This window comes from uncultured Maribacter sp. (assembly GCF_947496775.1).
Lineage (GTDB): Bacteria > Bacteroidota > Bacteroidia > Flavobacteriales > Flavobacteriaceae > Maribacter_B.
On record NZ_CANMDU010000001.1, the window covers coordinates 41,347 to 66,229 of the forward strand.

Genomic DNA, 24,883 nt, shown 5'->3' on the forward strand with positions numbered 1-24,883 from the left:
TTTCGTTTTTTTTATTTAATTCAAAATTAGAAAAATATTTTATAATAAACCTCTACCAATTTTATTAAGCTTTCCTGCCTCTTTATATTCCTTTGTAAGCTTATCTAAAATACCATTAATAAAAATGCTACTTTTTGGTGTAGAATACTCCTTCGCTATTTCTAAATATTCATTAATTGTAACCCTTTCTGGAATAGAAGGAAAGTTTAATAACTCACAAATAGCCATCTTTAATAGGATTGCATCTATACCTGCTATACGATCTTTATCCCAATTTGGTGTTTTCCCTTCAATTTCTTTTTCTAAAACATCATTTGTTAACAACGTTTTGGATAGTAATTTTTGAGCATATTGCATATCCTCATCATCTTTTACTAAACGAGGCAAGAAAAAAGAATCTCTAGAATTTTCTTTAACCTTCTTAAAATGCTTTAACAAATATGTATTTACAATAGGAATATCATCTACCCAAGTTAGCTTATCATCTTCGAAATAATCGTAAATTTTTTCATTTGGAGCAATAATCTCCTTAAATAAACCTACTATTAATTCTTTATCCTTTTCATAAGAGTTTTCACTTGTATGCATATACTTTAAATACATATCACTCTCCAAAATATTCTTGTAAATTAACTTAACGTACTCCTCATTTAAATACCAATTATCTAATTTACGAATCTCCAACTCCTCCTTTAACTGCTCATTATTAACCAGCTGTTGCAATACTTTATTTGCAATAAACTTTTCTTTGTACGGTAAATCATCACTAGCATTAGCTAAGTATTTTTTAGAGGAAAGGTTTAATTGGTTTTCTGCCATTTGATGAACTTCAATCAATAGGCCTAATAATAGTAAGTACAAACTGTACATATTCTCTATACTTACGTCTAGAAATTTTTTCTGTTTCTCTAAAGAATCATCTTTAGATTGGATCAAGGCATAAATGCATTGCATTACTTTTACCCTAATATGTCTTCGTGTAAGCATGTTAAAAGAACTTAAAAATAAATAGGTTAAACTTTCAGCGTGTAAAAGTAAGCATCTATTTTAAAATGCGAACATAACATTTCTAATTATCTTATGTATTTTATAACATTTGTTTAGAATGCAAAAAGTTATCTTTGGCAGATTAATAAACTAAAATTGTAATATCTCGTTTTGTTTCGCCAATGAAAGAATTAAAACATTTAAATAAACATTTTAAAAAATACTGGCAAAAACTTGCAATAGGAATTGTTATAACTATCATTGCTAGAGTTTTTCAGTTGGTTCTTCCCAGTTTTGTAAATAAATCTATTTCGGTATTTGATGATTTTACGGCACATCTTATTTCTTCGGAACAAGCCGAATCTATTCTATTAAAGTACATTTTTATTATTATCGGAGCTGCATTACTATCTGGTTTTTTTACTTTCTTAATGAGGCAGTCTATTATTAATATTTCCAGATATATTGAATTTGACCTTAAGAATGAAATTTTTGACCATTACCAATTATTAAGTCAGAATTTTTACAAACAGAACAGAACAGGTGACTTAATGAACCGTATTAGCGAAGATGTAAACCAAGTTCGTATGTACAGCGGACCTGCTATAATGTATGGTATACAAACCCTGACCCTATTTACTTGTCTTATACCCTTAATGTTTATTAAAGCTCCTACATTAGCAATGTATACTTTAATTCCGTTACCCATACTATCTATCTTAATATATCAAATTAGTAAAATTATACATAAACGAAGTACTATCGTACAAACCTATTTATCTTCTTTATCTACTTTTACGCAAGAAGTGTTTTCTGGTGTATCTGTAATAAAAGCATATTCATTAGAGCCCCAAACTAATAACGATTTAGAAGATTTAGCAGCGGAAGGCAAAGAAAAAAGCATGAATCTTGCCAAGGTCAACGCATGGTTTTTTCCACTTATGATTCTTCTTATTGGCATAAGTAATCTTTTTGTTATTTACATTGGAGGAAAACAATATATTAATGATGAAATTAGTCTTGGATTAATTGCAGAATTTATTCTTTATGTAAATATGCTTACCTGGCCAGTTGCCATTGTAGGGTGGTTAACCTCTATCATTCAACGTGCAGAAGCGTCGCAAAAAAGGATAAATGAATTTTTAAAAGAAGAGCCTTCTATTAAAAATACTGTAACAACAACAACAACAACAACTCCTATATTAGGCAAGATTGAATTTAAGAACGTAAGTTTTACTCACGAAGACACCAATATTACAGCTCTAAAAAACATTTCTTTTACCATTGAAAATGGTGAGACTGTTGCTATAATCGGAAAAACAGGGTCCGGAAAATCTACCATTTTAGATTTAATAGCAAGGCTTTATGATGTTACTTCTGGAGAAATTTTAGTAGATAACCAGCCAATTAAAAACTTAAATTTACACTGTTTACGCAAAGATATTGGAGCTGTACCACAAGACGCTTTTCTTTTTTCCGACACCATTAAAAACAATATTAAGTTTGGCAAAGATGAAGCTACAGATGAAGAAGTTGTAACTGTTGCTAAAAATGCAGTGGTTCATAATAACATTGCCGATTTTACAAATGGTTATGAAACAATTTTGGGAGAAAGGGGCATTACATTAAGTGGAGGACAAAAACAGAGAGTTTCTATAGCAAGAGCATTACTTAAAGAACCTAGCGTTTATTTATTCGATGACTGCTTGTCTGCTGTGGATACAGAAACCGAAGAAGAAATTTTAAATAACCTTAAAAAAGCTTCGCAAAATAAAACAACACTTATTGTTAGCCATAGAGTTTCCTCAGCAAAAAATGCTTCGAAAATCTTAGTCTTAGAAGACGGAAAACTTATTCAAGAAGGAACCCATGACACCCTTAATAACCAAGAAGGTTACTACAAAGAACTATATAGCAATCAACTTTCAGAAAAAGAAAGTTAAAAAATGATTTGTTAGCTTCGCTTTTTTTTTTCATTTTTATAGAATTATTATCTTATTAAAAATAATTTAGAACTAGACCAAATGGCGGATAGAGATTTAATGGATCAGGAAGAAATACATTCAAAAGTATTAAGAGCTGGACGAAGAACTTATTTTTTTGATGTTAGAAGCACCAAAGCAGGAGATTATTATTTAACTATTACGGAGAGTAAAAAATTTACTCATGACGATGGAACTTTTCATTACAAAAAGCATAAAATCTATTTATACAAAGAAGATTTTACGGCTTTTAAAGAAAATGTAGAAGAAATGATGGACTTCATTATAAACGAAAAAGGGTCTGAAGTTATTTCGGAAAGACATCAGAAAGACTTTAAAAAAGAAGAAGAAATAAGTAACAATCAAGAATCTACTCCTTCTGAAAATTTTACCGATGTAAGTTTTGATGATATTTAAGTAAAAACATACATATAATATACCTAACGGCTCTTTGATATCAAAGAGCCGTTTTTTATTTTTATAAACGACTAATTAAAAACTTACAAATGAAAAAAATTTATTCTTTTTTCTTCGTGCTAGCAACTTTTATCTGTTACGCGCAAGATCCTTTAGACCTTAGCTATTATTTACCTCAAGGGGTTACTTACAACAAAAAAATCCCTACACCTAAAGAAATTATAGGGCATGAAGTTGGAGAATGGCATGTTACTCATGACAAACTAATGTTTTATATGCAAACCTTAGCAAAAGTTAGTGATCGTATAAGCATAGAAAATAGAGGTTCCACTTTTGAAGGTCGTCCAATTCTTTTATTAACTATAACCTCCCCCGAAAACCATCAAAATTTAGAAAAAATAAGAAAAGAACATATTGCATTAACTGAGGAAGGAAGCAGTACTATCTCCACAGCAACCATGCCTCTTGTAGTTTACCAAGGTTTCTCAATTCATGGTAATGAAGCAAGTGGCTCCAATGCCAGTCTGGCTTATGCCTATTATTTAGCCGCAGCAGAAGGCTCGATAATACAAGAGCTATTAAATGATTTAGTTATTTTAATAGACCCCTCTTTTAATCCTGATGGTTTGCAGCGTTTTGCTTATTGGGCAAACACCAACAAGAGTCAAAATTTAATAGCAGATAACAATGACAGGGAATTTCATGAAGTATGGCCAGGAGGACGAACGAATCATTACTGGTTTGATATGAATAGAGATTGGCTTCCTGTACAATTACCCGAGAGTAGAGCTCGTATAGAGAGTTTTCACAAATGGCTCCCTAACATTTTAACTGACCACCATGAAATGGGCACCAACTCCACCTTCTTTTTTCAACCAGGAGAGCCTACTCGAGTTCATCCGTTAACTCCCAAGCTAAATCAAGAATTAACCGCAGAAATTGGCTCCTACCACGCTAAAGCTTTAGATAAAATAGGCTCTCTATACTATTCCGAAGAAAATTATGACGATTACTACTATGGTAAAGGTTCTACATTCCCAGATGCTAATGGCAGCATAGGTATTTTATTTGAACAGGGAAGCTCCAGAGGGCATGCTCAAAATAGTGAAAACGGATTACTAACATTCCCTTTTACTATTCGCAACCAATTCACAACAGCATGCTCCACAATAGAAGCTGCTAAAAATATGCGTGTTAAAATATTAAACTATCAAAAAGACTTTTATAAAAACACTCGCATTGAAGGCTTAAAAAGTAAAACAAAAGCTATTGTTTTTGGAGATTCTAAAGATGCAGCTAAAACATGGCACTTAGCAGAAATATTGCAACGCCAAAAAATTGAGTTTCATCAATTAAAAGAAGACGCTACTATCCACGGTAAATGGTATAAAAAAGAAAATAGTTATGTGGTACCTATGCATCAAAAGAACCATAAGCTAATTAAAGCTATGTTCGAGAAACGAACCACATTTACAGATAGTTTGTTTTATGATATTTCTGCTTGGACTTTTCCTTTAGCCTTTAATGTAGATTACGCTAAAGTAAATTCTTTAGCTAATGTAGGTACAGAAATAACACAATTAAAAGCTATAACTGGTTCCGTTAGTAGTAAAAGTAACTACGCGTATTTATTTGAATGGAATGAATATTATACTCCAAAGGCGTTAGAAGAAATAACAAAAAAAGGAATTCGAGCTAAAGTTGCAAAATCCCCTTTTACTTTAGAAGGAAAAACATATGATTATGGCACCATTATGGTTCCTGTACAAAACCAGAACTTAAACGCTAATGACTTACATATATTTTTACAAAAAGTAGCAAACTCCAGTCATTTAAATATCACTGGTGTAAGCACAGGTCTTACTAAGGGTATTGACCTTGGAAGTAATGACTTTGACCCCATAAAAAAACAAAATATTGCAATTCTTGTAGGGAATGGTATACGTTCTTATGATGCTGGTGAAATATGGCATTTGTTCGATACACGCTACAAAATACCCATTACCAAAATAGATACTGAATATTTTGCATCTACAGATTTAAGCAATTATACGGATATTATTATGCCTAGTATGAGTTCATGGGGTGTTAATCCAATAAACAAAGAGTATGCAAAAAAATTAAAAGAATGGGTGAAAAATGGAGGAACATTAATTGGTTATAGAAATGTTGCTAAATGGCTAAATAACAACGAAATTATTAAGCTCCATTTTAAAAGCGACACATTAGTTGCTAAAAATATTGCATTCGACCAAAAAGGAGATTTCTTTGGCGCGCAAGTAACCGGAGGTGCTATTTTCGAAACCAACTTAGATCGTTCACATCCTATAAATTATGGCTACAAAAACAAGCAATTAGCTATATTTAGAAATACAAACACTTATATTAAACCAGACAAGAATAGTTATAACAACCCTATACTCTACTCAAAAAAACCTTTATTAAGTGGCTATATTTCTAAAGAAAAGTTAAACCTAGTAAAAGGTTCTGCTCCTTTTCAAGTAAAAAAATTAGGAAAAGGGCGTGTTGTTGTTTTTACGGATAACACCAATTTTAGAGCTTTTTGGTACGGCACTAATAAACTACTAATGAACGCCATTTTCTTTGGACAAATGATGTAGAATAATATATAGATTCCTCTTTTATTTTTTTTAATTTAAAAGAGGAATTTTCTTTTAGAATTACCTAAGTTTTACATAGATGTAACTACGAAATTTTAAGTCCGTTAGAAACACTACTTGCTGGTTGCAAAAGAATAACATCTTTTCCTTCTACTGCTCCCAAAATTAGACATTCACTCATGAAATTTGCTATTTGTTTCCTTGGGAAATTAACAACAGCTATTACTTGTTTTCCTAATAAATCTTCTTTAGTATACTTTTTCGTTATTTGAGCCGAGGTTTTTTTAACTCCAATTTCTTCACCAAAATCTATTTCTAATTTATATGAGGGATTTTTTGCCTCCGGAAAATTAAATACAGTAATAACAGTGCCAACTCGCATATCAATTTTAGAAAAATCATTCCAATTAATTAATTCTTTCATTATTATAAGCTATAACATTTTAACATTCTTTAATCATTAAAACATTTTTGAATTTAAAAAAAGCTTAAGCGCATGACAAATAATCCATTGAATACTTTTAACTTTATTCTCTCATTCATTGTTTTTACACTATGGCTAGAACACCGAGTAATATGCTTCCGTTAGGCACGGTAGCTCCAGATTTTGATTTATTAAACACCGTTTCTGACAAGAAGGAAAGTCTTTCTAATTGCAAAGGTAAAGAAGGGACCGTAATTCTTTTTATTTGCAATCACTGCCCTTTTGTAATACATATAAACGCAACAATTGTAGAAATAGCGAATAATTATCAAAAGAAAGGAATTCGTTTCATTGCCATTTCTAGTAATGATGTCATTAATTATCCGCAAGATGCACCACATTTAATGAAAAAGCTTGCGGAAGAAGAAAAATATCCTTTTCCCTATCTATATGATGAAACGCAAAACGTAGCTAAAGCGTACGACGCAGCTTGCACTCCCGATATTTTTCTTTTCGACAAAAGTCTCAAATTAGTTTACAGAGGACAACTAGATGATTCTAGACCAGGAAATGAAATTCCTGTAACAGGCACTGACTTAAAAAATGCTATGAATAATCTATTAGAAAAAAAGCCAGTTTCTTCTATTCAAAAACCAAGTATTGGGTGCAATATAAAATGGAAAAATTAGGCTTTCAATAAAAACTACCACCCTTTTCTCTCCACCAAAGCCTTAATATGGGTATAATGGTGTTTGCCATGCCAAGCATATTTACCAATATTTTCCAAAACAGAAACCTCTACATTACCTTCAGGGTGCATATAACTTTTGCTTAAATCTTCAGAAGACAAACCCTTTAAAAGGTATACTATTTTAGCGTGTAACGCACTTAAATAACTTAAAGACAAATTAATAGGTGCCGTATTAGCATCTAACAATCGACTCCAATCTTTTTCCTCATACGCTTTGATTAATGGCTTATCTTCTGTTAAAGCCCATTTAAAACGAGTATAACTATGGTGATGACTATCTGCAATATGATGAATTAATTGCTTAACAGTCCACCCTCCGTTTCGATATGGGGTAGAAAGCTGTTCTTCAGAAAAATCTTTTACTAATTCTGTTAAATCAGATGGTAAATTTTCTAATTGTGTAATCCATTCCTCTAATAATTCATCAGAAACTATTTTCGGAAATTTAAAATGACCTATAGGATATTGTAATTGCTTTATATTTTCTTCCATACTCTAAATATAGAAAGTTCTTTATTCCAAAAGAAAAAGACCCTCATTTATTATTAAATTAAAAATTAAAGTAAATTTTAATACAGTTTTAACTTCATTTTTCTATTAATAATTATTAATCTACTAATTTTATAGGACAATTTTTAATTAAAAAAAAATGGCAACACTTAGATTAGGAGATACAGCCCCAGATTTTACAGTAGATAGTTCTATAGGGATTATTAATTTATACGAATATTTAGGCGATTCATGGGGAATATTATTTTCGCATCCGGCGGATTTTACTCCAGTGTGTACTACGGAATTAGGAACAGCTTCTAACTTTAAAGGAGAGTTTGATAAACGTAATGTAAAAATGTTAGCTTTAAGTGTAGATGGAGCGCAATCTCACATAGAATGGATTAAAGACATTAATGAAGTTCAAGAAACTACCGTTAACTTTCCCATATTAGCAGATGAAGACAGAAAAGTATCCGATTTATATGATATGATTCATCCAAATGCTGACAGTACTCTAACAGTCCGTTCCGTATTTATTATTGCTCCTGATAAAACTATAAAACTTACTTTAACCTACCCAGCTTCAACCGGGCGTAATTTTTATGAATTATTGAGGGTTATAGACTCCTTACAATTAACCGCAAATCATAAAGTCGCTACTCCTGCTAATTGGAAAAATGGAGAAGATGTAGTGGTTAGTCCAGCAATACCAACACCAGAAGCGATTAAAATGTTTAATAAAGGAGTAAATGAAATAAAACCTTATTTACGAATGACGCCTGATCCAACGGCTTAATTCATTACAAACCACAAATTGAATTCTAAACACACACCAAAAAGTGTGATTATTGTTAAAAAACGAGCTTATATTTATTTTTTAAATTCAGATAACTCAAAGATAACTTACTAAAAATCTTACAATTAATTATTTAACAGTATATTTGTACTTTAATAATTATTTAATATTTAGTATTATGAGTAAAGGAACAGTAAAATTCTTCAACGATTCCAAAGGTTATGGTTTCATCACTGAAGATGGTTCAAACGAAGATCATTTTGTACACATTTCTGGCTTAATCGATGAAGTTCGTGAAGGTGATGTTGTAGAATTTGAACTACAACAGGGTAAAAAAGGATTAAACGCCGTTAATGTGAAAGTTGTTGACTAGGTAACGTATTTAACTTTTTTATAGTAAAAGCCCAAACATAAGTTTGGGCTTTTCTTTGCTCTAATATTTTCTAAAACATCATTATGCGTAAGTTTTTTATTACTTTTTTGTAAGTTTGTAAAAAAAACACGCAACCTTTTGACTTTTGTTTATCTAACCATAAACAAGATAAGTTCCCCAACTGAACTAAATCCTTATTATGACAACCTTTTTTGGTATTTTATTTGTTTTACTTTTTGTGAATTTAGTACTATTACTTCTTAGCGTAGGCAAGGCTAAAAAATAATATACATTTTTAAGATTGCAAGTAGGGTATTACTCTATGTAGTTGTTATATAAACAAACAGCTATTGGCGTAGCCACCCTAAAAAAATATAATGACAACCTTCTTTAGCATATTATTTATTCTTCTTTTATTAAACTTTATTCTTTTTATCTTAAGCTTTAAAAATCAAAAATAAAAGAACAGCTTTCTAAATATCCAATGTATATTACTATACTCCATTTAATATCAGAAATTAAAATACAAATACCCTAATAAAAAAGAAGTGCTTTTTCAAATGAAAAAGCACTTCTTACGCATATTGTGAAATTTAGTATACTATCCTACCCCCATTAACTCAACGTCGAAAATTAAAGTAGCATCTGGAGGGATAACTCCTCCAGCACCTGCACTACCGTACGCAAGGTTAGATGGTATAACAAAACGAGCTTTATCACCGACTTTTAATAAAGAAATACCTTCATCCCATCCTGGGATTACTTGTCCTACTCCTAATTGGAAGTCTATTGGTTCATTACGTTTATAAGAAGAATCGAAAACTTGGCCACTTAAAAGGGAACCTTCATAGTGCACCGATACTTTTTTTCCACTTTCCGCTTTTGCCCCTTCTCCATTCTGAATCATTTTATAACGCAAACCGCTTTCCGTTTCATCAAAACCAGCAGCTACTTTATCTAATTCGGCCGCTTGGCGTGCTTTTTCAGTTGCCTTTCTCTCTTCTCCAGAACTTGCAAAAGTTTTAAATGCCTGTAATGCATCCCAAGCTTCTGCTTCTGCTCCTACTCGTACAATTTCTAAACTATCTATTGTATCTCCCTGAGCAACAGCATCTACTACTTCTTGTCCAGCCGCAACATGTCCAAAAACGGTATGTTTGTTGTCTAACCAAGGTGTAGCAATGTGTGTAATAAAGAATTGCGATCCGTTAGTTCCAGGACCTGCATTAGCCATAGAAAGCACCCCTGGTTCGGCATGTTGCAATTCTGGATGAAACTCGTCATCAAATTTATAACCTGCGTCTCCAGTACCTGTACCTAGAGGACAGCCACCTTGAATCATAAAATCTGGAATTACTCTATGAAAAGATAATCCATCATAATATGGCTCTCCTGCTGCTTTTGCTTTGTTTTCCATTTTACCTTCTGCTAAAGCAACAAAGTTACCAACAGTTCCTGGTGTTTTATCATGTGTGAGTTTTACTAAAATCTCACCTTTTGTAGTATTGAATTTTGCGTAAATGCCGTCTTGCATAATGCTGTTTTTAAATGAGCGGCAAAGATACTAATTTTTAGATTTCTTTACTACTAGCTCTTTTTCTAAATACAGTTATTCTATACTAGTAACATTCCTTCACTTTACTACAACTATCCTTTAATTTTAGGAGGCATTTTTACACCGTAAGTATCAAAAAGATATACAAGACTTGCCATAGTTGCCGCCCCTAACTGTAATTCTCTTTGATTTACATGTTCAAATGTATCATTTTCGGCATGGTGGTGATCAAAATACCTTTGCGAATCTGGTCTTAAACCCGCGAGAACCATTTCATCATTTTTTAAAGGCCCAATATCTGCTCCACTTCCTCCTTTAACAAACATATGAATAAGGTAGGGTTCAAATAAGGTTTTCCAACTCTGTACCTGTTTAAAATTAGCCTCAGAACAGTCGAAAGAAAATCCCCTTGGAGTAAATCCACCTGCATCGCTTTCTAATGCAAAAACATGTTTTTCTTTTTTACTTTTAGCAACTTCAGCATACTTATTACCCCCACGTAGGCCGTTTTCTTCATTCATAAACAATACCACTCTTAATGTACGTTTAGGCTTATATCCCGTTTCTTTTAATAATCGTAAAACCTCCATACTCTGCACTACTCCTGCCCCATCATCATGAGAGCCATCTCCTAAATCCCAAGAATCTAAATGCCCTCCAACAATCATAACTTCATCTGGGTAAGTTGTTCCTTTTATCTCTCCAATAACATTATAAGATTCTACATCATTAAACTGTTTGCAATTCTGTTTAAAATAAAATTTAATCTCTGGATTAAGTTTTAAGGTAGTACTTAATAATTCAGCCCCATTGGTACTTATTGCTGCTGCGGGAATTCTTTGATTAACAGGAGTTTCCCCATACCCCATAGAGCCAGTATGCGGAAAATCGTCTAATCTTAAATTTACAGAACGTACAATTACTCCTAATGCACCATATTTACCAGCTTCTGCCGCTCCAGAGTATCTTTGATCCACGCAGCCCGAATAGGATTGGAACGTACTTATTAAAGTAGCCTCCATTGGTCTATTAAAAAAAACAATTTTTCCTTTAATTTTTTCTTTACCTAAAGTTTTTAATTCTTCAATCCCTTGCACCTCTATAACACCAGCTTTAATACCTTTCTGAGGTGTAGCTACAGAACCTCCTAATGCACAAATTGGAACATTAGTTGTGTGCCCAGGAGAAGTTTCAAAATATGCAAATTCAGGGGTGCCACGAACCCATTTTGGAACCATTACTGGCTGTAACCAGACTCTATCTAAACCCAAAGAATCTAATTCCGATTTGGTATATTCAACTGCTTGCTGGGCCTGTATGGAGCCAGATAATCTACCTCCTATTTGATTGGACAAATAGTTAAGCCAGTCATACCCTTGCCCTTTTGTTAAAGCAGCATCATAAATACTTTTTATTTGCTTTTCATCTACGTTTTGTGCATTGACATTTGCAATAGTAAATAATAGAATATATAAAAGTGTTTTAATTTTATTCATTTTCTAATTCCTTTTGGTAAGTGTCTAATTTAGACATTATTTTATCATCTAACTCAGGCTCCATAACATCTTTGTATTTTTTTAACTCTTCTAGTAAGATACTTGCTACAATTACTCTTGCAGCTTTTTTATTATCTGCAGGTATTACGTACCATGGGGCATGCTCTTTATTTGTATTATTAATTGCCTCTTCATAACAATCTTGATACGTATCCCAAAGTTTACGCTCTTTTAAATCTCCAGGAGAAAATTTCCAATGCTTTTCTTTTATTGCTAATCTTCTCAATAGTCTAAGACGTTGTTCTTCTTTGGATAGGTTAAGGAAAAATTTAAACACAATAGTTCCATTTTTAGTTAACGTCCTTTCAAAATCATTTATTTGTTTAAAACGTTCGTCCCAAAACTCTTGATTTATATCTGCTACAGAATGAATACCCGGTATGTTTTCTCCCATAATATATTCTGGATGTACTCTTGTTACCAAAACATTTTCGTAATGTGTTCTATTAAACACTCCGAATTTACCTTTGGCCGGCAAAGCTATATAATGTCGCCATAGATAATTATGGCTTAATTCTAATTCCGTCGGCACTTTAAAACTATGCACCTCTACTCCACTAACATTAAAATCTTTAAAAACTTCTCGAATTAAACTATCTTTACCAGAAGTATCCATCCCCTGTAAACAGATAAGAACACCATATTTATCATGAGCATAAAAAACATCTTGCAGTTCCCCTAAGGTTCTTCTTATTGCTTTCAAAGTTTTTTTTAACTCTTTATCAGACATATCTAAATTTTCAAGAGTAGGCCTGTTTCTAAGAGTTAAAGGAAGCTGCGCTTTATAGGTTTCTGATGTTACTTTACTATTCATTTTAGAAATATATTTTAATTTCTTTAAAGGTATAAAATGTAAAAGAAACATACTTTCATCTGGTAATTACTCCTGTTTAACAGGCTCGTCGAAATAAACCTGCATTCCATCGAATAACTACAAATAATACATGGAGTATATGTAATTTTACAATGTAAAGAGTCCCAAATTTTACATTTATAAATTTTACCTATGAAGTATTCTTACTTTATCATTATAGCATTTGCCTTAAGTCTATTTTCTTCATTTAGGCCTGTAAAACCTTGCGAATATGCTGGTTCTAATATTGGTTTTGTAAAAACACAAACGCAAAAAGCTATTAACGAGGAAGACATTAATATCTCTAGATATTATACCTATAAAGCAATAAGGGCAATTGAAAACAATAAAGAACAATTAAATACTTGTGGCTGTGATTATGCAGCAACTAGTATGGAAGATAGTTTTAAAGATTTAGTTTTAGCCACTAAAGCAAACACCTTAAGAAGTACTCGAATTTTCTTAAATCGTTCATTAGAAAAAACTATAGGTAGCTTAGAAGCTTTAGAAAAACACGAATTGCATGATAGCAATTATGCTAGTGATGTTTTAGAATTAAATACAGTAAATGTTACAAACTCTAAAAAATCTAAAGCCGGACCAAAAGGTATTTATTTACATAGAAAAATTGACTCTTCTCTTATTAAATATGAAGCGTCTTTAACTAACATTGTAAAAAATGTGGATTGCAAAGATGCTTTAAACTACGCCACGCAAATATATGAGCATTGCGAAGAGCAACTGTTAAAACCCAATTTATCGGAAGGCAAAAAATATTATAATTTGCGCACCAAAGAAATTACATCACAAGCAATAGAACAACTTAAAAATTGTAAGTAATACTACTACTATTTACTCGCAAATAGTTTTACATCTTCCTCTGTTACCTCTACACCTCCTAGAATAATTAAGCGTTCTACTACATTCCGTAGCTCTCTTATATTTCCTGTCCAATCATAGCTTTTTAAAAGGCTAATTGCTTTGGTCGAAAACTTTTTCGGAGAAACACCTTGTTCCGAAGTTATTTTTTTGGAAAAATGCTCTATTAATAAAGGAATATCCTCTCGTCTATCATTTAAGGCTGGAACTTTAATTAAAATAACTGCCAATCTATGGTATAAATCTTCTCTAAATTTACCCTCCGCTATTTCTTTTTTTAAATCTTTGTTCGTTGCCGCTAAAACTCTAACATCTACTTTTATATCTTTATCAGTACCTACTCTAGATATTTTATTTTCTTGTAAAGCTCTAAGAACCTTTGCTTGAGCAGAAAGACTCATATCACCAATTTCATCTAAAAATATGGTCCCCTTGTTAGCTGCTTCAAACTTACCTGCTCTATCCTTTACCGCTGAAGTAAATGCTCCTTTAACATGTCCAAATAACTCACTTTCTATTAATTCTGATGGTATTGCTGCACAATTAACTTCTATAAAAGGTGCCGCACTGCGAGGGCTTTTTTCATGTAGCCAATGTGCTACTAATTCTTTTCCGGTTCCGTTAGATCCTGTAATTAAAACACGGGCATCTGTAGGCGCAACCTTTTCTATCATTTCTTTAATAGTAGCTATTTCGCTACTTTCCCCAATCATTTCGTAATTCTTACTTACTTTTTTCTTGAGTTTTTTATTCTCTACGACTAATTCTTTACGATCCAAAGCGTTACGAACTGTTGTTAGTAAACGATTTAAATCTGGCGGTTTAGAAATATAATCAAAAGCCCCTAAACGCATTGTATTAACTGCTGTATCTAAATCTCCATGGCCCGAAATCATAATAAAAGGAATTTCTGGCTTTATCTTTCTGGCAGCCTCTAACACCTCAACACCATCCATTTTAGGCATTTTAATATCACATAATACCAAGTCATAATCCTTATTTTTAATGGTTTCTATTCCGCGTAAACCATCTTCTGCCTCTTCCACAGTATAAGTATCATTTTCTTCCGAAAGTATCTTCACTAATACTCTTCTAATGGAAGCTTCATCCTCTATTACTAATATTCTTGACATATGTTTTATTTAAATTCCTATCCTTACTCCTGTTCTTAAATACAACCCAGGTTCATTATTTAAAGTAAAAATACTGTTCCTATCTGTATCTCTTAACGTTCCATTTTGTATTATACTATGTCCGCCCATTAAATAAAACGAAACATCTTTGGTAAATTTATATTGATATCCTAAAGTAATCAAAAATGAGGTAGATGACACATCTGTAGAGGTACTATTATCTGCTAACAAAATATCGTTTTGAATATTTACGTAATAACCATCTAAAATTAATTCTGTTTGAAAAAAATGATTCTTTTTTGTAATATATTTTAATCCCGTTTTTGGCACCCCTAAAGTATAGGCCCAATTCTCATGAAATCTTTTTTCATAATAAATTACCGGTAAAGGAACTCGTATAGGAGATGAACTATTGTATGATAAACCTAACACTAATCGAAAAGGTTTTTCTATATTTTTTTTATCTTGAAAAACCCCCGCTGTTGCATTAACCGTAAATGCTCTTTCATCAAACTCATCTGTGAAATTAGACGCCCATCTTGGCGTTACTAAACCAATAAGTCGCCATTCTTCGTTCCACTTATATACATACCCTAGATTAAAATCTACAACATAAAACTTTGCTAAAGCTTCTTGTGCGTCTTCAGTAAGTATTGCAGGAATTTCATAATCATATTGATTGTATTCTGCCCCAATCACCAAAATATCATCTTTAAAAACATTTATTGGTGCGTTTACCAATAGTTTTATTCTAGATGTTTTTACATCCAAATCATTTTTAGGCATTAACATATATTCTGCTCTAAAAATATCTGGCGTTTGACTTACGGCAATAGTCAACACAAAGAACAAAATAAAAAAACTCCCTCTTTTACGCATATCCATTTTCATTTTTACCCTTTAGCAACAATTCTATTTTGTATTAATAATATGAACATCTCTTTGCGGAAAAGGAATACTAATATTATTCTCTCTAAATTTTGCATCGATACCATACCTAACTTCGCTCTTTAAAATAGGATCATTAAAACTATCTTTAATATAAAAGTTAACAGAAAATAATAAAGCGCTATCTCCAAAATCCTCGAACAAAACAAAAGGTTTTGGATTATTTAAAATACTCTTTTGCTCTGTTACAACTTCTAACAGTAAAGCTGTTACCAACTGAACATCACTTCCGTATGCCACCCCAATTTTTACGGTTTCTCTTGTTGTTTTATGATTTTGTGTATAGTTATAAATACTATCTGTTAAAAATTTGTGATTAGGAATTACAATTACCTTATCGTCTCTTGTTAATGCTCTTGTTGTACGCAATCTAATCTCAAAAACGCGTCCAACTTTATTCTCTACCTCGATAATATCCCCAACATGCAAAGATTGGTCCAAGATTATTAATATCCCCGAAAGAATATCTTGAAACAAATATTGTAAGGCAAAACCAAGCCCAACAAACAATGCCGCAGAGGCCGTTAACAAAACAGTTAGATTTATTCCAGAAGAATGCAAAATGGATAATACTACTAGTATGTAGCACAAGTATTTTAAGAAACCGAAAATACTTGTGAATTTATTTTTATCTTCTTCTGGTAACTTTACTACTAGTATTTTGTTAATTATTTTAAGTAAATAAGTAACTATAATTATTGCTATAATTATTACTAGAAATGTGCTTAAAGTTACATGACCACTATCGCTAGAATAAATTTCTATAGACAATATATCTTTTATAGAACCAAAAAAACCTTGCAGTTTATCCATACTAATATTTTAGCCATTTATACAATTCCTTATATGTTGGTTTTTTTCCGTACATTAAAATACCTACTCGATATATTTTTGCTGCGACCCATACAATTCCTATAAAAGTTAACATCAATAAAAAAATAGAAGTCATTAATTGCCACCAAGGAACACCTCCGTCACCAACACCCCCGGGCAGCCTCATTAGCATAACTATTGGTGATGTTAATGGAAATAAAGAAAAGCCGACTGCAATTGGCCCATGGGGATTGCTAAATACAGAAAAGAATCCCACATAAATTGCCAACATAAGTGGCATTATTATAGGAAAAATAAATTGCTGCGTATCTGTTTCATTATCAACAGCTGCGCCAATAGCTGCATAAATGGAGCTATAAATTAAATATCCTAGTACAAAATAAACCAGAAAAAAACCAATTAACAACAACCACGGAATATCTAATATTTCTTGTGCATATAACTGTAAACTCTGATCCGGAGTAACTACATCTGGATGTATACTAGATACCAATTCTGCGCCATTACTCAAAGCAGACAGCTCTATATTTAACACCGAAAAAGCGACAAGCATTAATATTCCGCCTGAAATTACCCAGATAACAAACTGCGTTATGCCTGCCAAAGAAGTTCCTATTATTTTGCCTAACATTAGCTGAAAAGGTTTTACAGACGAAATAATTACCTCTATAATTCTACTAGTCTTTTCTTCAATAACGCTACGCATTACAAATCCGCCATAAATGATAATAAACATCATTATTAAATAACCAAAAGCACCGCCAATGAAAGCTTTAATTTCATTTACACCTTTTACATTTTCTTTACCATTAAAGGATGCAATATTCATCTCAAAAGCAGCTTCCATATTTGCATATTGCTTCGCTGATACGCCAAGATCTTGCAATCTACGCTGCCTTAATCTTTCTTGAAAAACCAATTCTAAACGATCCACTAAATTGGTGCTGGGAGAATCTTTACTATAAAAAAAAGAACGCGCAGTAACTTTTTCTAAATCAACTTCGTTGGGAATATAGAGCAGTCCAGAATAGCCCATATGCATGGTAGAATCTTTAGCTTCTTCTAGTGTAATATTATGGTAATGAATAAAAGAAGTCCCCTCTGTAGTTAAAAACTCGTTAGAAAAATAGTCGCTTTCATTTAAAAGGGCAATTATTTGTTTTTCGTTATCATTTACCTTTGCTAAATAGGTAATCAAAACCACCATGCCCACCATAAGTATAGGGCTCAAAAATGTCATCACAACAAATGATTTATTGCGGACTTTTGCTAAATATTCCCTTTTTATTATCAGCGAAAGTTTATTCATTTATACTTTTACTTTGTACCGTTCTTATAAAAATTTCGTTAGCTGAAGGAATAGTTTCCACAAAATTATTTAGGTTTCCTTTGGTAGCTAAATAGGCCAGTATTTCCCCCGAATCTGTTTCGGGTAATTGAATCTCAAATTTTAACTGTTGCTCGCTCTGATTATTTTCTGAAGATATAATATGAAACTTCTGCGATAACTCTTCTAATAATGCTTCCCCTTTTTCCGTATGCATACCAACATTATATATATTGTTTTTATACTCTTTTTTTATATCAGATAGTCTTCCATCTAATATTTTTTCTGATTGATGTATTAATGCTATATGCTCACACAACTCTTCAACGGATTCCATTCTATGAGTAGAAAAAATTATAGAAGTACCTTTTTCTTTAAGGTTTATTATTTCTTCTTTAATAATATTCGCATTTATTGGGTCGAAACCACTAAATGGTTCATCGAAAATTAACAACTTTGGCTTATGCAAAATAGTAACTATAAATTGTATTTTTTGAGCCATTCCTTTGGATAACTCTTGAATTTTTTTATTCCACCATTCTCCTATTTCAAAACGATCAAACCAATATTTTAATCGTTTTTTAGCTTCTGTTTTGCTTAATCCCTTTAACTGCGCTAAATACAAAGCCTGCTCGCCAACCTTCATACTTTTATATAACCCTCTTTCTTCTGGCAAGTAGCCAATTTGCGCTATATGCTCTGGCATTAATTCTTTCCCATCAAAATACACTTTTCCAGAATCTGGATATGTAATTTGATTAATTATACGTATCAATGTTGTTTTTCCCGCTCCATTAGGACCAAGTAATCCATAAATACTATTTCTAGGGATTTCTAAGGAAACATTATTTAGAGCAATATGTTTTCCAAAATGTTTGGTAACCTCTTTAGTAACCAAAATATTATTCATGTAAGCCTTTTTACCAAAGATATAGAAATGCTTTAAAAGCATTTCTTTTTTATGAAACTTTAAGACCATATTTTGAATATTTCCTCCTTTTAGGAATCTAAAAAAAAGAAACCCACCCTTAAAACAAATCAAGGATGGGAAAAAATTGCTATGAAAAAGAAAATTAATATTGATAAAATCAATATTATCTCAAATATACGTTTTTTATTTAATACCTAATAAAACGCAGTTATGAGAACATATCCTTCACTTTTTCGAAGAAAGATTTATCAGATTTTTCGGGCTTAGGCTCAAAATTATCATTGTCCCTCATACGCTCAAAAAACTCTCTTTGCTCTTTATTTAATTCTTTGGGAGTCCAAACATTTACATGTACTAATAAGTCTCCGCTTCCATATCCATTAATACTAGATATACCTTTACCTCGCAAACGTAATATCTTTCCAGATTGAATGCCAGATTCTAATTTTATACGTACCTGCCCTCCTACGGCATCAATCTCTTTTGATGTTCCTAAAACAGCCTCCGATATACTTATATACAAATCGTAATGTAAATTATCTCCTTCTCTTTTTAGAGTAGCATGATCTTCTGTTTCTATAGCCACTAATAAATCCCCAGAGACACCATTACCTGGAGCTTCGTTACCCTTACCAGGAACTTTTAGTTGCATTCCTTCTTCTACACCTGCAGGAATATTTATAGATACCGTTTCTTCTTCTACTTTTAATCCTTGCGCATCAGCATCACTAGGTCTTTTATCAATAATCTGCCCGCTCCCTCCACAACTACTACACGCTGCTGAAGTTTGCATTCTACCTAAGATTGTATTTTGTATTTTAGTTACTTGTCCTCGACCGCCACAAGTACCACATGTTTTATAGGTAACTCCTGATGCTTGTTTTTTTCTACGAACCTTTACTTTTTTCTCTACTCCATTGGCTATTTCTTCCAAAGTTAGTTTTACGCGAATTCTTAAGTTACTTCCTTTAACTCTACGCTGACCTCCGCCACCTCCGAAGCCTCCGAAACCACCTCCGCCAAATATGTCTCCAAACTGACTAAAGATATCATCCATATTCATACCTCCGCCGAAGCCTCCGCCTCCGCCAGCTCCGCCTTCAAAAGCAGCATGCCCGAACTGGTCATATCTTGCTTTTTTATCCGCATTACTTAAAACCTCATATGCTTCAGCAGATTTTTTGAATAACTCTTCCGCTTTTGCGTCTCCAGGATTTTTATCTGGGTGATGTTGAACCGCTTTTTTTCGATATGCTTTTTTTATCTCTGCAGCTGTGGCATTCTTGCTAATACCTAATATGTCATAATAATCTTCTTTCATACCTAGTTTTTAGTTACCCACAACCACTTTCGGATGGCGTATTATTTTTTCTCCAAGGATAAACCCTTTCTCTATTACATCAATAATTTTGCCTTTTAATTTTTTATTAGGAGCAGGAATCTGTGTGATAGCTTCATGCATTTCAGCATCAAAAGCATCTCCTTGCTTTACTTCCATAACGTTTAACCCTTTAGATTTAAGCGTTTCTTTTAATTTACCATTAATAAGCTCTACCCCTTTAAAAGACTCTTTATCTTCTGATTTAGACAATTCGTTTAATGCCCTATCAAAATCATCTAAAACCGGCAATAAAGAAACTAAAACTTCTTGACCTGCTGTTTTAAACAAATCCATTCTCTCCTTTGAAGTTCTTTTTTTATAATTCTCAAATTCAGCAAAAAGACGTAAAAATTTATCTTTTTCTTTTGCTAAATCCTCTTTTAATTGCTCCTCGACAGACACCTCTTCTTGCTCTACAGAAACCTCTTCTGTCTCCACTGTATTTTCTTGTGCTTCAGAAACAGAGTTTTCTAACTCTTCTTCTTTATTTTTATCACTCATTTTTTAAGTCACTTTTTATTTACCAAATTTGAAATGGCAAAAGTACTGCCAATTCTTTAAAAATGTCAAAATGTCACGCAACTTTATAAAACATAAAATTAAATAAAGATTTTACATCGGAGAAATTTGCTCAAAAACCCTCACACAAGGAGTTTTTAATTCTATTTTTTATTATGTGTAGATACAATAGAAACTCTATCGCACAAGTCTTTAAGAGCTAAACGTATATTCGGAAACAGAAACACAAAACCTTCTTCTTCTATTTTTTTACTACTAACCCTCTGACTTGCAAATAAGAGATAAGACATTTTACCTAAAATTAAACGCATAATAATTACTGGTATATTTGGTAAAAATAAAGGGCGATCTACTGCTTTTGCTATTTCTCTTACCATTTTTGTATTAGTTACTGGATTAGGTCCTACACCATTAAAAATACCTTCTAAATTGTTTTCCATTACAAACAAAAACATTCTTGCTACATCTTTAACATGAATCCAAGATTGCCATTGCGCTCCATTACCAAAGGCTGCCCCAAGATAATGCTGTATTGGTTTTAGTAATTTTGGTAATGCACCTTTTTTTTCGGACAAAACTAATCCTATTCTTATTTTAGATAATGCAAAATTAAACGTTTTAAAAGCATCTATTTCTTGTTCCCAGGCACGTACAACATCTCCCAAAAAACTGGAATCAACTTCCTTTTCATCTTCCGTATAGTAATTTGATAAAGAATTAGGGTAAATACCTATTGCAGATGCAGAAATGAAAGAAGAAATTTCTCCTCCACCAAATTGTTGCAGTCCATTACGCAGCGTTTTTAAGGAATTAATTCTACTGTCTAGAATTTGTCTTTTATTTTCAGGTGTCCACCTGGTAGCTATAGAACTTCCCGCTAAGTTTATAATAGATGTTACTCCTAGAAAACATTTTACATCTATTTCCCCTTTGGAGGGGTTCCAATAAAAACCTCGACATTCTTTTGTACTTTCAATTTTATCTCTAGAAGTAGTTAAATAATGTACCAAAAAGTTCTTAGAAAGACAGCATTCTACAATCTCTCTACCAACCAAACCCGTAGCTCCTGTTATTAGGACTTTCATTCCTCAAAGATATAGGTTTTAATCCCTAATGAATATAGTTTTACAACCCTTTTAACAATAGATGTTAACTCATTGTTAGAAAACAAATAACTTCCTTCGCTTTTTAACTTTTTAGAGCTTAAATTCGGCTTTTATAACCTCTCAACATTTCTCTTTTCCCGGGAGGGCCAGGCAATCTTTCAACAATAAAACCAACAGCTTGCATTGCTCTACGCACACTTCCTTTTGCAGAATAAGTAACTAAGTATGCCTCTTCTTTTAATGCCAAGAACATAATTTTAAAAATTTCCTCCGTCCACAATTCTGGTTGTACACGAGCTCCAAAAGCATCAAAATAAATTAAATCAAAAGCATTATTATCTTCTATTTCTCTAAAATCTTTTTGTTCTTTTTTTAGCCTAAATTTTTCTGTAATCTTATTTTCATTCTCCCAAGTAACTGCATGCATTTTATGAAAAATATTTGAAAAGGCTTCCGCTTTTAACTCAGTTAAATAATTTAAAGAGCTTAATTCTTCCGAAGATACAGGATAAGCTTCTATTCCTTTATAATCAATAGTTAAATTTTGTTTTTCAGCCTCCATACAGGTAATTAAAGCATTTAACCCCGTACCAAAACCAATCTCTAAAATAGATAGATGCGTATTAGAAAATAGAGACAGCCCATGTTTTATAAAAACGTGATACGCCTCCTGTATTGCTCCGTGTTTGGAATGATATTGTTCATTCCATTCTGGTATATGAATGGTTTTAGAACCATCCGCTGTAGTAATTATTTCTCTCTTCACATTATTTTTTTAATAATACTCCTTCTGCCATAAAACCGTATGTCTTTTTTGTTTTTGTAATTTTAGCAATTTCTTCTTCTGACTTTCCAGAATCTTTTGCATAATGTTGTTGATCTTGTACACTCATCTCTTCTACAAAAGCATAGCCACTTACTACTACTTCTTTTCCTTCAATATCTTTAGGCATAAAAAAGCCATAATCTTTAAAACGAACCATAACTTCCTGCTTACCTTCTACATCTAATTTCATCCAACAACCTTTAGCCTTACAAACATCTGAGACTGTTGCCGAAAATTTCACCTTTATAGTATCTGACACCTTTAATTTTTGATATTTTTCCAACGCCATATCAAAAGAAATCATTTTTTTAGTATTTATATTTTCCCCGAAGGAAGAATATTCTAAAGTATTATTTTCATCCGATACAACTTCTTGTGAGTATACATTAACACACGTTACGAATAACACAATCAATATGTTAATTCTTTTCATTTTTATTAAAATTTAATTTTCACTTTACAAAACTGATTAATTTTAAATAAAAAAGGAAGTGTAACTCGTAAATTTTTCTATTTTTATTCTTTAAACCATTTTTCTAATGAACATTACAGAACAAAACATTACGATTGAGAAAGTAAAACAATCCAAAATTAATCAGGTAGATTTTGATAATTTATCCTTTGGGAGTGTATTCACTGATCATATGCTGGTCTGTGATTATAAGGATGGAGCTTGGGAGGCACCAAAAGTTGTACCCTACCAACCTATTACATTAGACCCTTCTTCTAAGATTTTCCACTACGGCCAATCTATTTTTGAAGGAATGAAGGCTTACAAAGACAAAGAAGATACTATCTGGTTATTCAGACCTTTAGAAAATCAAAAGCGACTTAATATTTCTGCTAAGCGTATGGCTATTCCTGAAATTCCTGAAGAATATTTTATGGAAGGACTTAAAACTTTACTAAAAGTTGATAAAGAATGGATTCCACAAAATGAAGGTAGCTCTCTGTATATTAGACCCTTTATTTTTGCCTCTGGAGAAGGCTTCCATGCCTCCCCGGCGAATGAATACAAGTTTATTATTGCTTGTGCTCCTTCTGGGGCTTATTTTTCTGGAAAAGTAAAAGTACTTATCGAAGAAAAATACTCTAGATCTGCAAATGGTGGTGTTGGTTATGCGAAAGCTGGAGGTAATTATGCTGGCCAATTTTACCCAACGCAATTGGCTGTTGACAGAGGCTATAATCAGGTAATCTGGACGGACGATAATACGCACGAATATATCGAAGAAGCTGGAGCAATGAATATTTTTGTTCGTATAAACGATACCTTAATTACGGGCCCAACAAGCGATAGAATTTTAGATGGAATAACTAGAAAAAGCATTTTAGAAATTGCCAAAGATGAAGGTATTAAAGCTGAAGTAAGAAAAATAACTGTTTCGGAAGTAGTTGCTGCAGCTAAAGATGGCTCTCTTAAAGAAATGTTTGGTGCAGGTACTGCCGCCGTTATTTCTCCTATTGCCGGATTCGGTTTTAGAAATACCGATTACGATTTACCAGAAATAGAAGACAGTATTGCTGAAAGATTAAAAAAGAGAATCACAGATATTCAATACAATAGAGCTGAGGATACATTTGGCTGGCGCTACAAAGTTTAATATTTCTATTTATTCAGTATAAAAAAAAGGGGGCGAATTGCCCCTTTTTTTTATACTAAATAACAAGATTACTTATCCAAAATCTCCTGAATATTTGGCTTAAAATAATTAGGCCCTTTTAACACCTTACCATCCTCCCTATATATAGGTTTGCCATCTGCTCCCAACTTACTCATATTACTTCGTTGAATTTCTTCAAAAACCTCTTCTATCTTATATTGCATACCATGTTCTAAGATAGTTCCACATAATATGTACAACATATCTCCCAAGGCATCTGCCACTTCAACCATATCATTATTAGTTGCAGCTTCTAAATACTCTTTATTTTCTTCATCCATTAGGTTAAAACGTAACTTATTTTTCGCCTCTCCTAAATCCGCCTTTTTGTCTTGACGTACTCCAAGCCCAAATGACTTATGAAATAACTCTACTGCTGCTATTTTATCTTTCATATTATTTTTTTATTGTTTTCCCTTAGATTTGCGTAAAAATATAAAAATATGTTCAGTACAGGGCAAATGATTTTTGCAGGACTTTTCGCAATCTCTTTTATCGCTATAATTGCGTTTTCTTACTTAAAAGACA

General features: G+C 32.4%; 25 protein-coding genes. 8 read left to right on the forward strand and 17 right to left on the reverse strand.

All coding sequences use genetic code 11. From position 1 onward, the window contains the following. Positions 1-39 precede the first annotated feature (39 nt). Positions 40-987, reverse strand: a complete 948-nt coding sequence (gene nusB, locus Q0856_RS00185) for a transcription antitermination factor NusB (protein ID WP_298472728.1) — start codon at positions 985-987, stop codon at positions 40-42. Positions 988-1,169: 182 nt separating this feature from the next. Here nusB and Q0856_RS00190 point away from each other — a divergent pair, with 182 nt between their 5' ends. From Q0856_RS00190 to Q0856_RS00200, 3 genes are all read left to right on the forward strand, one after another. Then, complete coding sequence (locus tag Q0856_RS00190; protein ID WP_298501522.1) at positions 1,170-2,930, forward strand: ABC transporter ATP-binding protein; 1,761 nt, start codon at positions 1,170-1,172, stop codon at positions 2,928-2,930. Between the two features lie 81 nt (positions 2,931-3,011). Next, positions 3,012-3,386, forward strand: a complete 375-nt coding sequence (locus tag Q0856_RS00195; RefSeq protein ID WP_298472735.1) for a PUR family DNA/RNA-binding protein — start codon at positions 3,012-3,014, stop codon at positions 3,384-3,386. Between the two features lie 89 nt (positions 3,387-3,475). Beyond that, positions 3,476-6,007, forward strand: a complete 2,532-nt coding sequence (locus tag Q0856_RS00200; RefSeq protein WP_298501524.1) for a M14 family metallopeptidase — start codon at positions 3,476-3,478, stop codon at positions 6,005-6,007. An 85-nt stretch (positions 6,008-6,092) separates the two neighbouring features. Here Q0856_RS00200 and Q0856_RS00205 read toward each other — a convergent pair whose 3' ends face one another. Further along, entirely contained in the window at positions 6,093-6,431 is a 339-nt protein-coding gene (locus Q0856_RS00205; RefSeq protein ID WP_298472742.1) for a tRNA-binding protein, read from the reverse strand. Between the two features lie 131 nt (positions 6,432-6,562). Between Q0856_RS00205 and Q0856_RS00210 the strand changes: the two genes are divergently transcribed. Next, positions 6,563-7,120 carry a thioredoxin family protein gene (locus Q0856_RS00210; protein WP_298501526.1) on the forward strand — a complete coding sequence of 186 codons (558 nt, stop codon included), beginning with the start codon at positions 6,563-6,565 and terminating at the stop codon, positions 7,118-7,120. A 14-nt stretch (positions 7,121-7,134) separates the two neighbouring features. On the opposite strand, the gene Q0856_RS00215 is transcribed toward Q0856_RS00210, so the two are convergent. Continuing rightward, complete coding sequence (locus Q0856_RS00215) at positions 7,135-7,674, reverse strand: YfiT family bacillithiol transferase (protein WP_298501527.1); 540 nt, start codon at positions 7,672-7,674, stop codon at positions 7,135-7,137. Positions 7,675-7,831: 157 nt separating this feature from the next. Here Q0856_RS00215 and Q0856_RS00220 point away from each other — a divergent pair, with 157 nt between their 5' ends. Both Q0856_RS00220 and Q0856_RS00225 read left to right on the forward strand, forming a co-directional pair. Further along, positions 7,832-8,470, forward strand: a complete 639-nt coding sequence (locus Q0856_RS00220) for a peroxiredoxin (RefSeq protein WP_298501528.1) — start codon at positions 7,832-7,834, stop codon at positions 8,468-8,470. Between the two features lie 178 nt (positions 8,471-8,648). After that, positions 8,649-8,843 carry a cold shock domain-containing protein gene (locus tag Q0856_RS00225; RefSeq protein WP_013304911.1) on the forward strand — a complete coding sequence of 65 codons (195 nt, stop codon included), beginning with the start codon at positions 8,649-8,651 and terminating at the stop codon, positions 8,841-8,843. Between the two features lie 601 nt (positions 8,844-9,444). On the opposite strand, the gene Q0856_RS00230 is transcribed toward Q0856_RS00225, so the two are convergent. From Q0856_RS00230 to Q0856_RS00240, 3 genes are all read right to left on the reverse strand, one after another. Next, positions 9,445-10,377 (reverse strand): peptidylprolyl isomerase, encoded by a 933-nt coding sequence (locus tag Q0856_RS00230; protein ID WP_298472760.1) that lies wholly within the window; start codon positions 10,375-10,377, stop codon positions 9,445-9,447. 113 nt (positions 10,378-10,490) lie between these two features. Next, entirely contained in the window at positions 10,491-11,894 is a 1,404-nt protein-coding gene (locus Q0856_RS00235; RefSeq protein WP_298501530.1) for a M20/M25/M40 family metallo-hydrolase, read from the reverse strand. Further along, complete coding sequence (locus Q0856_RS00240) at positions 11,887-12,768, reverse strand: PPK2 family polyphosphate kinase (protein WP_298501532.1); 882 nt, start codon at positions 12,766-12,768, stop codon at positions 11,887-11,889. The genes Q0856_RS00235 and Q0856_RS00240 overlap by 8 nt, the downstream gene beginning before the upstream one ends. A 192-nt stretch (positions 12,769-12,960) precedes the next feature. Here Q0856_RS00240 and Q0856_RS00245 point away from each other — a divergent pair, with 192 nt between their 5' ends. After that, positions 12,961-13,647 (forward strand): hypothetical protein, encoded by a 687-nt coding sequence (locus tag Q0856_RS00245; protein WP_298501534.1) that lies wholly within the window; start codon positions 12,961-12,963, stop codon positions 13,645-13,647. A gap of 8 nt (positions 13,648-13,655) precedes the next feature. On the opposite strand, the gene Q0856_RS00250 is transcribed toward Q0856_RS00245, so the two are convergent. The 10 genes from Q0856_RS00250 to Q0856_RS00295 all read right to left on the reverse strand — a co-directional run bounded on the left by Q0856_RS00250 (position 13,656) and on the right by Q0856_RS00295 (position 23,124). Further along, on the reverse strand, positions 13,656-14,819 hold the full coding sequence (locus Q0856_RS00250; RefSeq protein ID WP_298472771.1) for a sigma-54 dependent transcriptional regulator: 1,164 nt from the start codon (positions 14,817-14,819) through the stop codon (positions 13,656-13,658). Between the two features lie 9 nt (positions 14,820-14,828). Then, positions 14,829-15,710 (reverse strand): DUF6268 family outer membrane beta-barrel protein, encoded by an 882-nt coding sequence (locus tag Q0856_RS00255; protein WP_298501536.1) that lies wholly within the window; start codon positions 15,708-15,710, stop codon positions 14,829-14,831. A 21-nt stretch (positions 15,711-15,731) separates the two neighbouring features. Next, positions 15,732-16,580 carry a mechanosensitive ion channel domain-containing protein gene (locus tag Q0856_RS00260; RefSeq protein ID WP_298501538.1) on the reverse strand — a complete coding sequence of 283 codons (849 nt, stop codon included), beginning with the start codon at positions 16,578-16,580 and terminating at the stop codon, positions 15,732-15,734. A gap of 1 nt (position 16,581) precedes the next feature. Next, complete coding sequence (locus Q0856_RS00265) at positions 16,582-17,910, reverse strand: ABC transporter permease (protein ID WP_298501540.1); 1,329 nt, start codon at positions 17,908-17,910, stop codon at positions 16,582-16,584. After that, on the reverse strand, positions 17,903-18,838 hold the full coding sequence (locus tag Q0856_RS00270) for an ATP-binding cassette domain-containing protein (RefSeq protein ID WP_298501542.1): 936 nt from the start codon (positions 18,836-18,838) through the stop codon (positions 17,903-17,905). The genes Q0856_RS00265 and Q0856_RS00270 overlap by 8 nt, the downstream gene beginning before the upstream one ends. Before the next feature lie 229 nt (positions 18,839-19,067). Then, positions 19,068-20,180, reverse strand: a complete 1,113-nt coding sequence (gene dnaJ, locus Q0856_RS00275; protein ID WP_298472781.1) for a molecular chaperone DnaJ — start codon at positions 20,178-20,180, stop codon at positions 19,068-19,070. Positions 20,181-20,189: 9 nt separating this feature from the next. Next, positions 20,190-20,741, reverse strand: a complete 552-nt coding sequence (locus Q0856_RS00280) for a nucleotide exchange factor GrpE (RefSeq protein WP_298501544.1) — start codon at positions 20,739-20,741, stop codon at positions 20,190-20,192. Between the two features lie 161 nt (positions 20,742-20,902). After that, a complete protein-coding gene (locus Q0856_RS00285; RefSeq protein WP_298501545.1) occupies positions 20,903-21,844 on the reverse strand; it encodes a TIGR01777 family oxidoreductase in 942 nt (313 codons plus the stop codon). A 118-nt stretch (positions 21,845-21,962) separates the two neighbouring features. Next, positions 21,963-22,631, reverse strand: coding sequence for a tRNA (5-methylaminomethyl-2-thiouridine)(34)-methyltransferase MnmD (gene mnmD / locus Q0856_RS00290; protein WP_298501547.1), 669 nt, complete (start codon positions 22,629-22,631; stop codon positions 21,963-21,965). 1 nt (position 22,632) lies between these two features. Beyond that, positions 22,633-23,124: a DUF4920 domain-containing protein gene (locus tag Q0856_RS00295; protein WP_298501549.1), complete on the reverse strand. Its 492-nt coding sequence runs from the start codon at positions 23,122-23,124 to the stop codon at positions 22,633-22,635. Between the two features lie 106 nt (positions 23,125-23,230). Here Q0856_RS00295 and Q0856_RS00300 point away from each other — a divergent pair, with 106 nt between their 5' ends. Further along, a complete protein-coding gene (locus Q0856_RS00300) occupies positions 23,231-24,295 on the forward strand; it encodes a branched-chain amino acid aminotransferase (protein ID WP_298472790.1) in 1,065 nt (354 codons plus the stop codon). 68 nt (positions 24,296-24,363) lie between these two features. On the opposite strand, the gene Q0856_RS00305 is transcribed toward Q0856_RS00300, so the two are convergent. Then, positions 24,364-24,750 (reverse strand): nucleoside triphosphate pyrophosphohydrolase family protein, encoded by a 387-nt coding sequence (locus Q0856_RS00305; protein ID WP_298472792.1) that lies wholly within the window; start codon positions 24,748-24,750, stop codon positions 24,364-24,366. Positions 24,751-24,883: the final 133 nt, after the last annotated feature.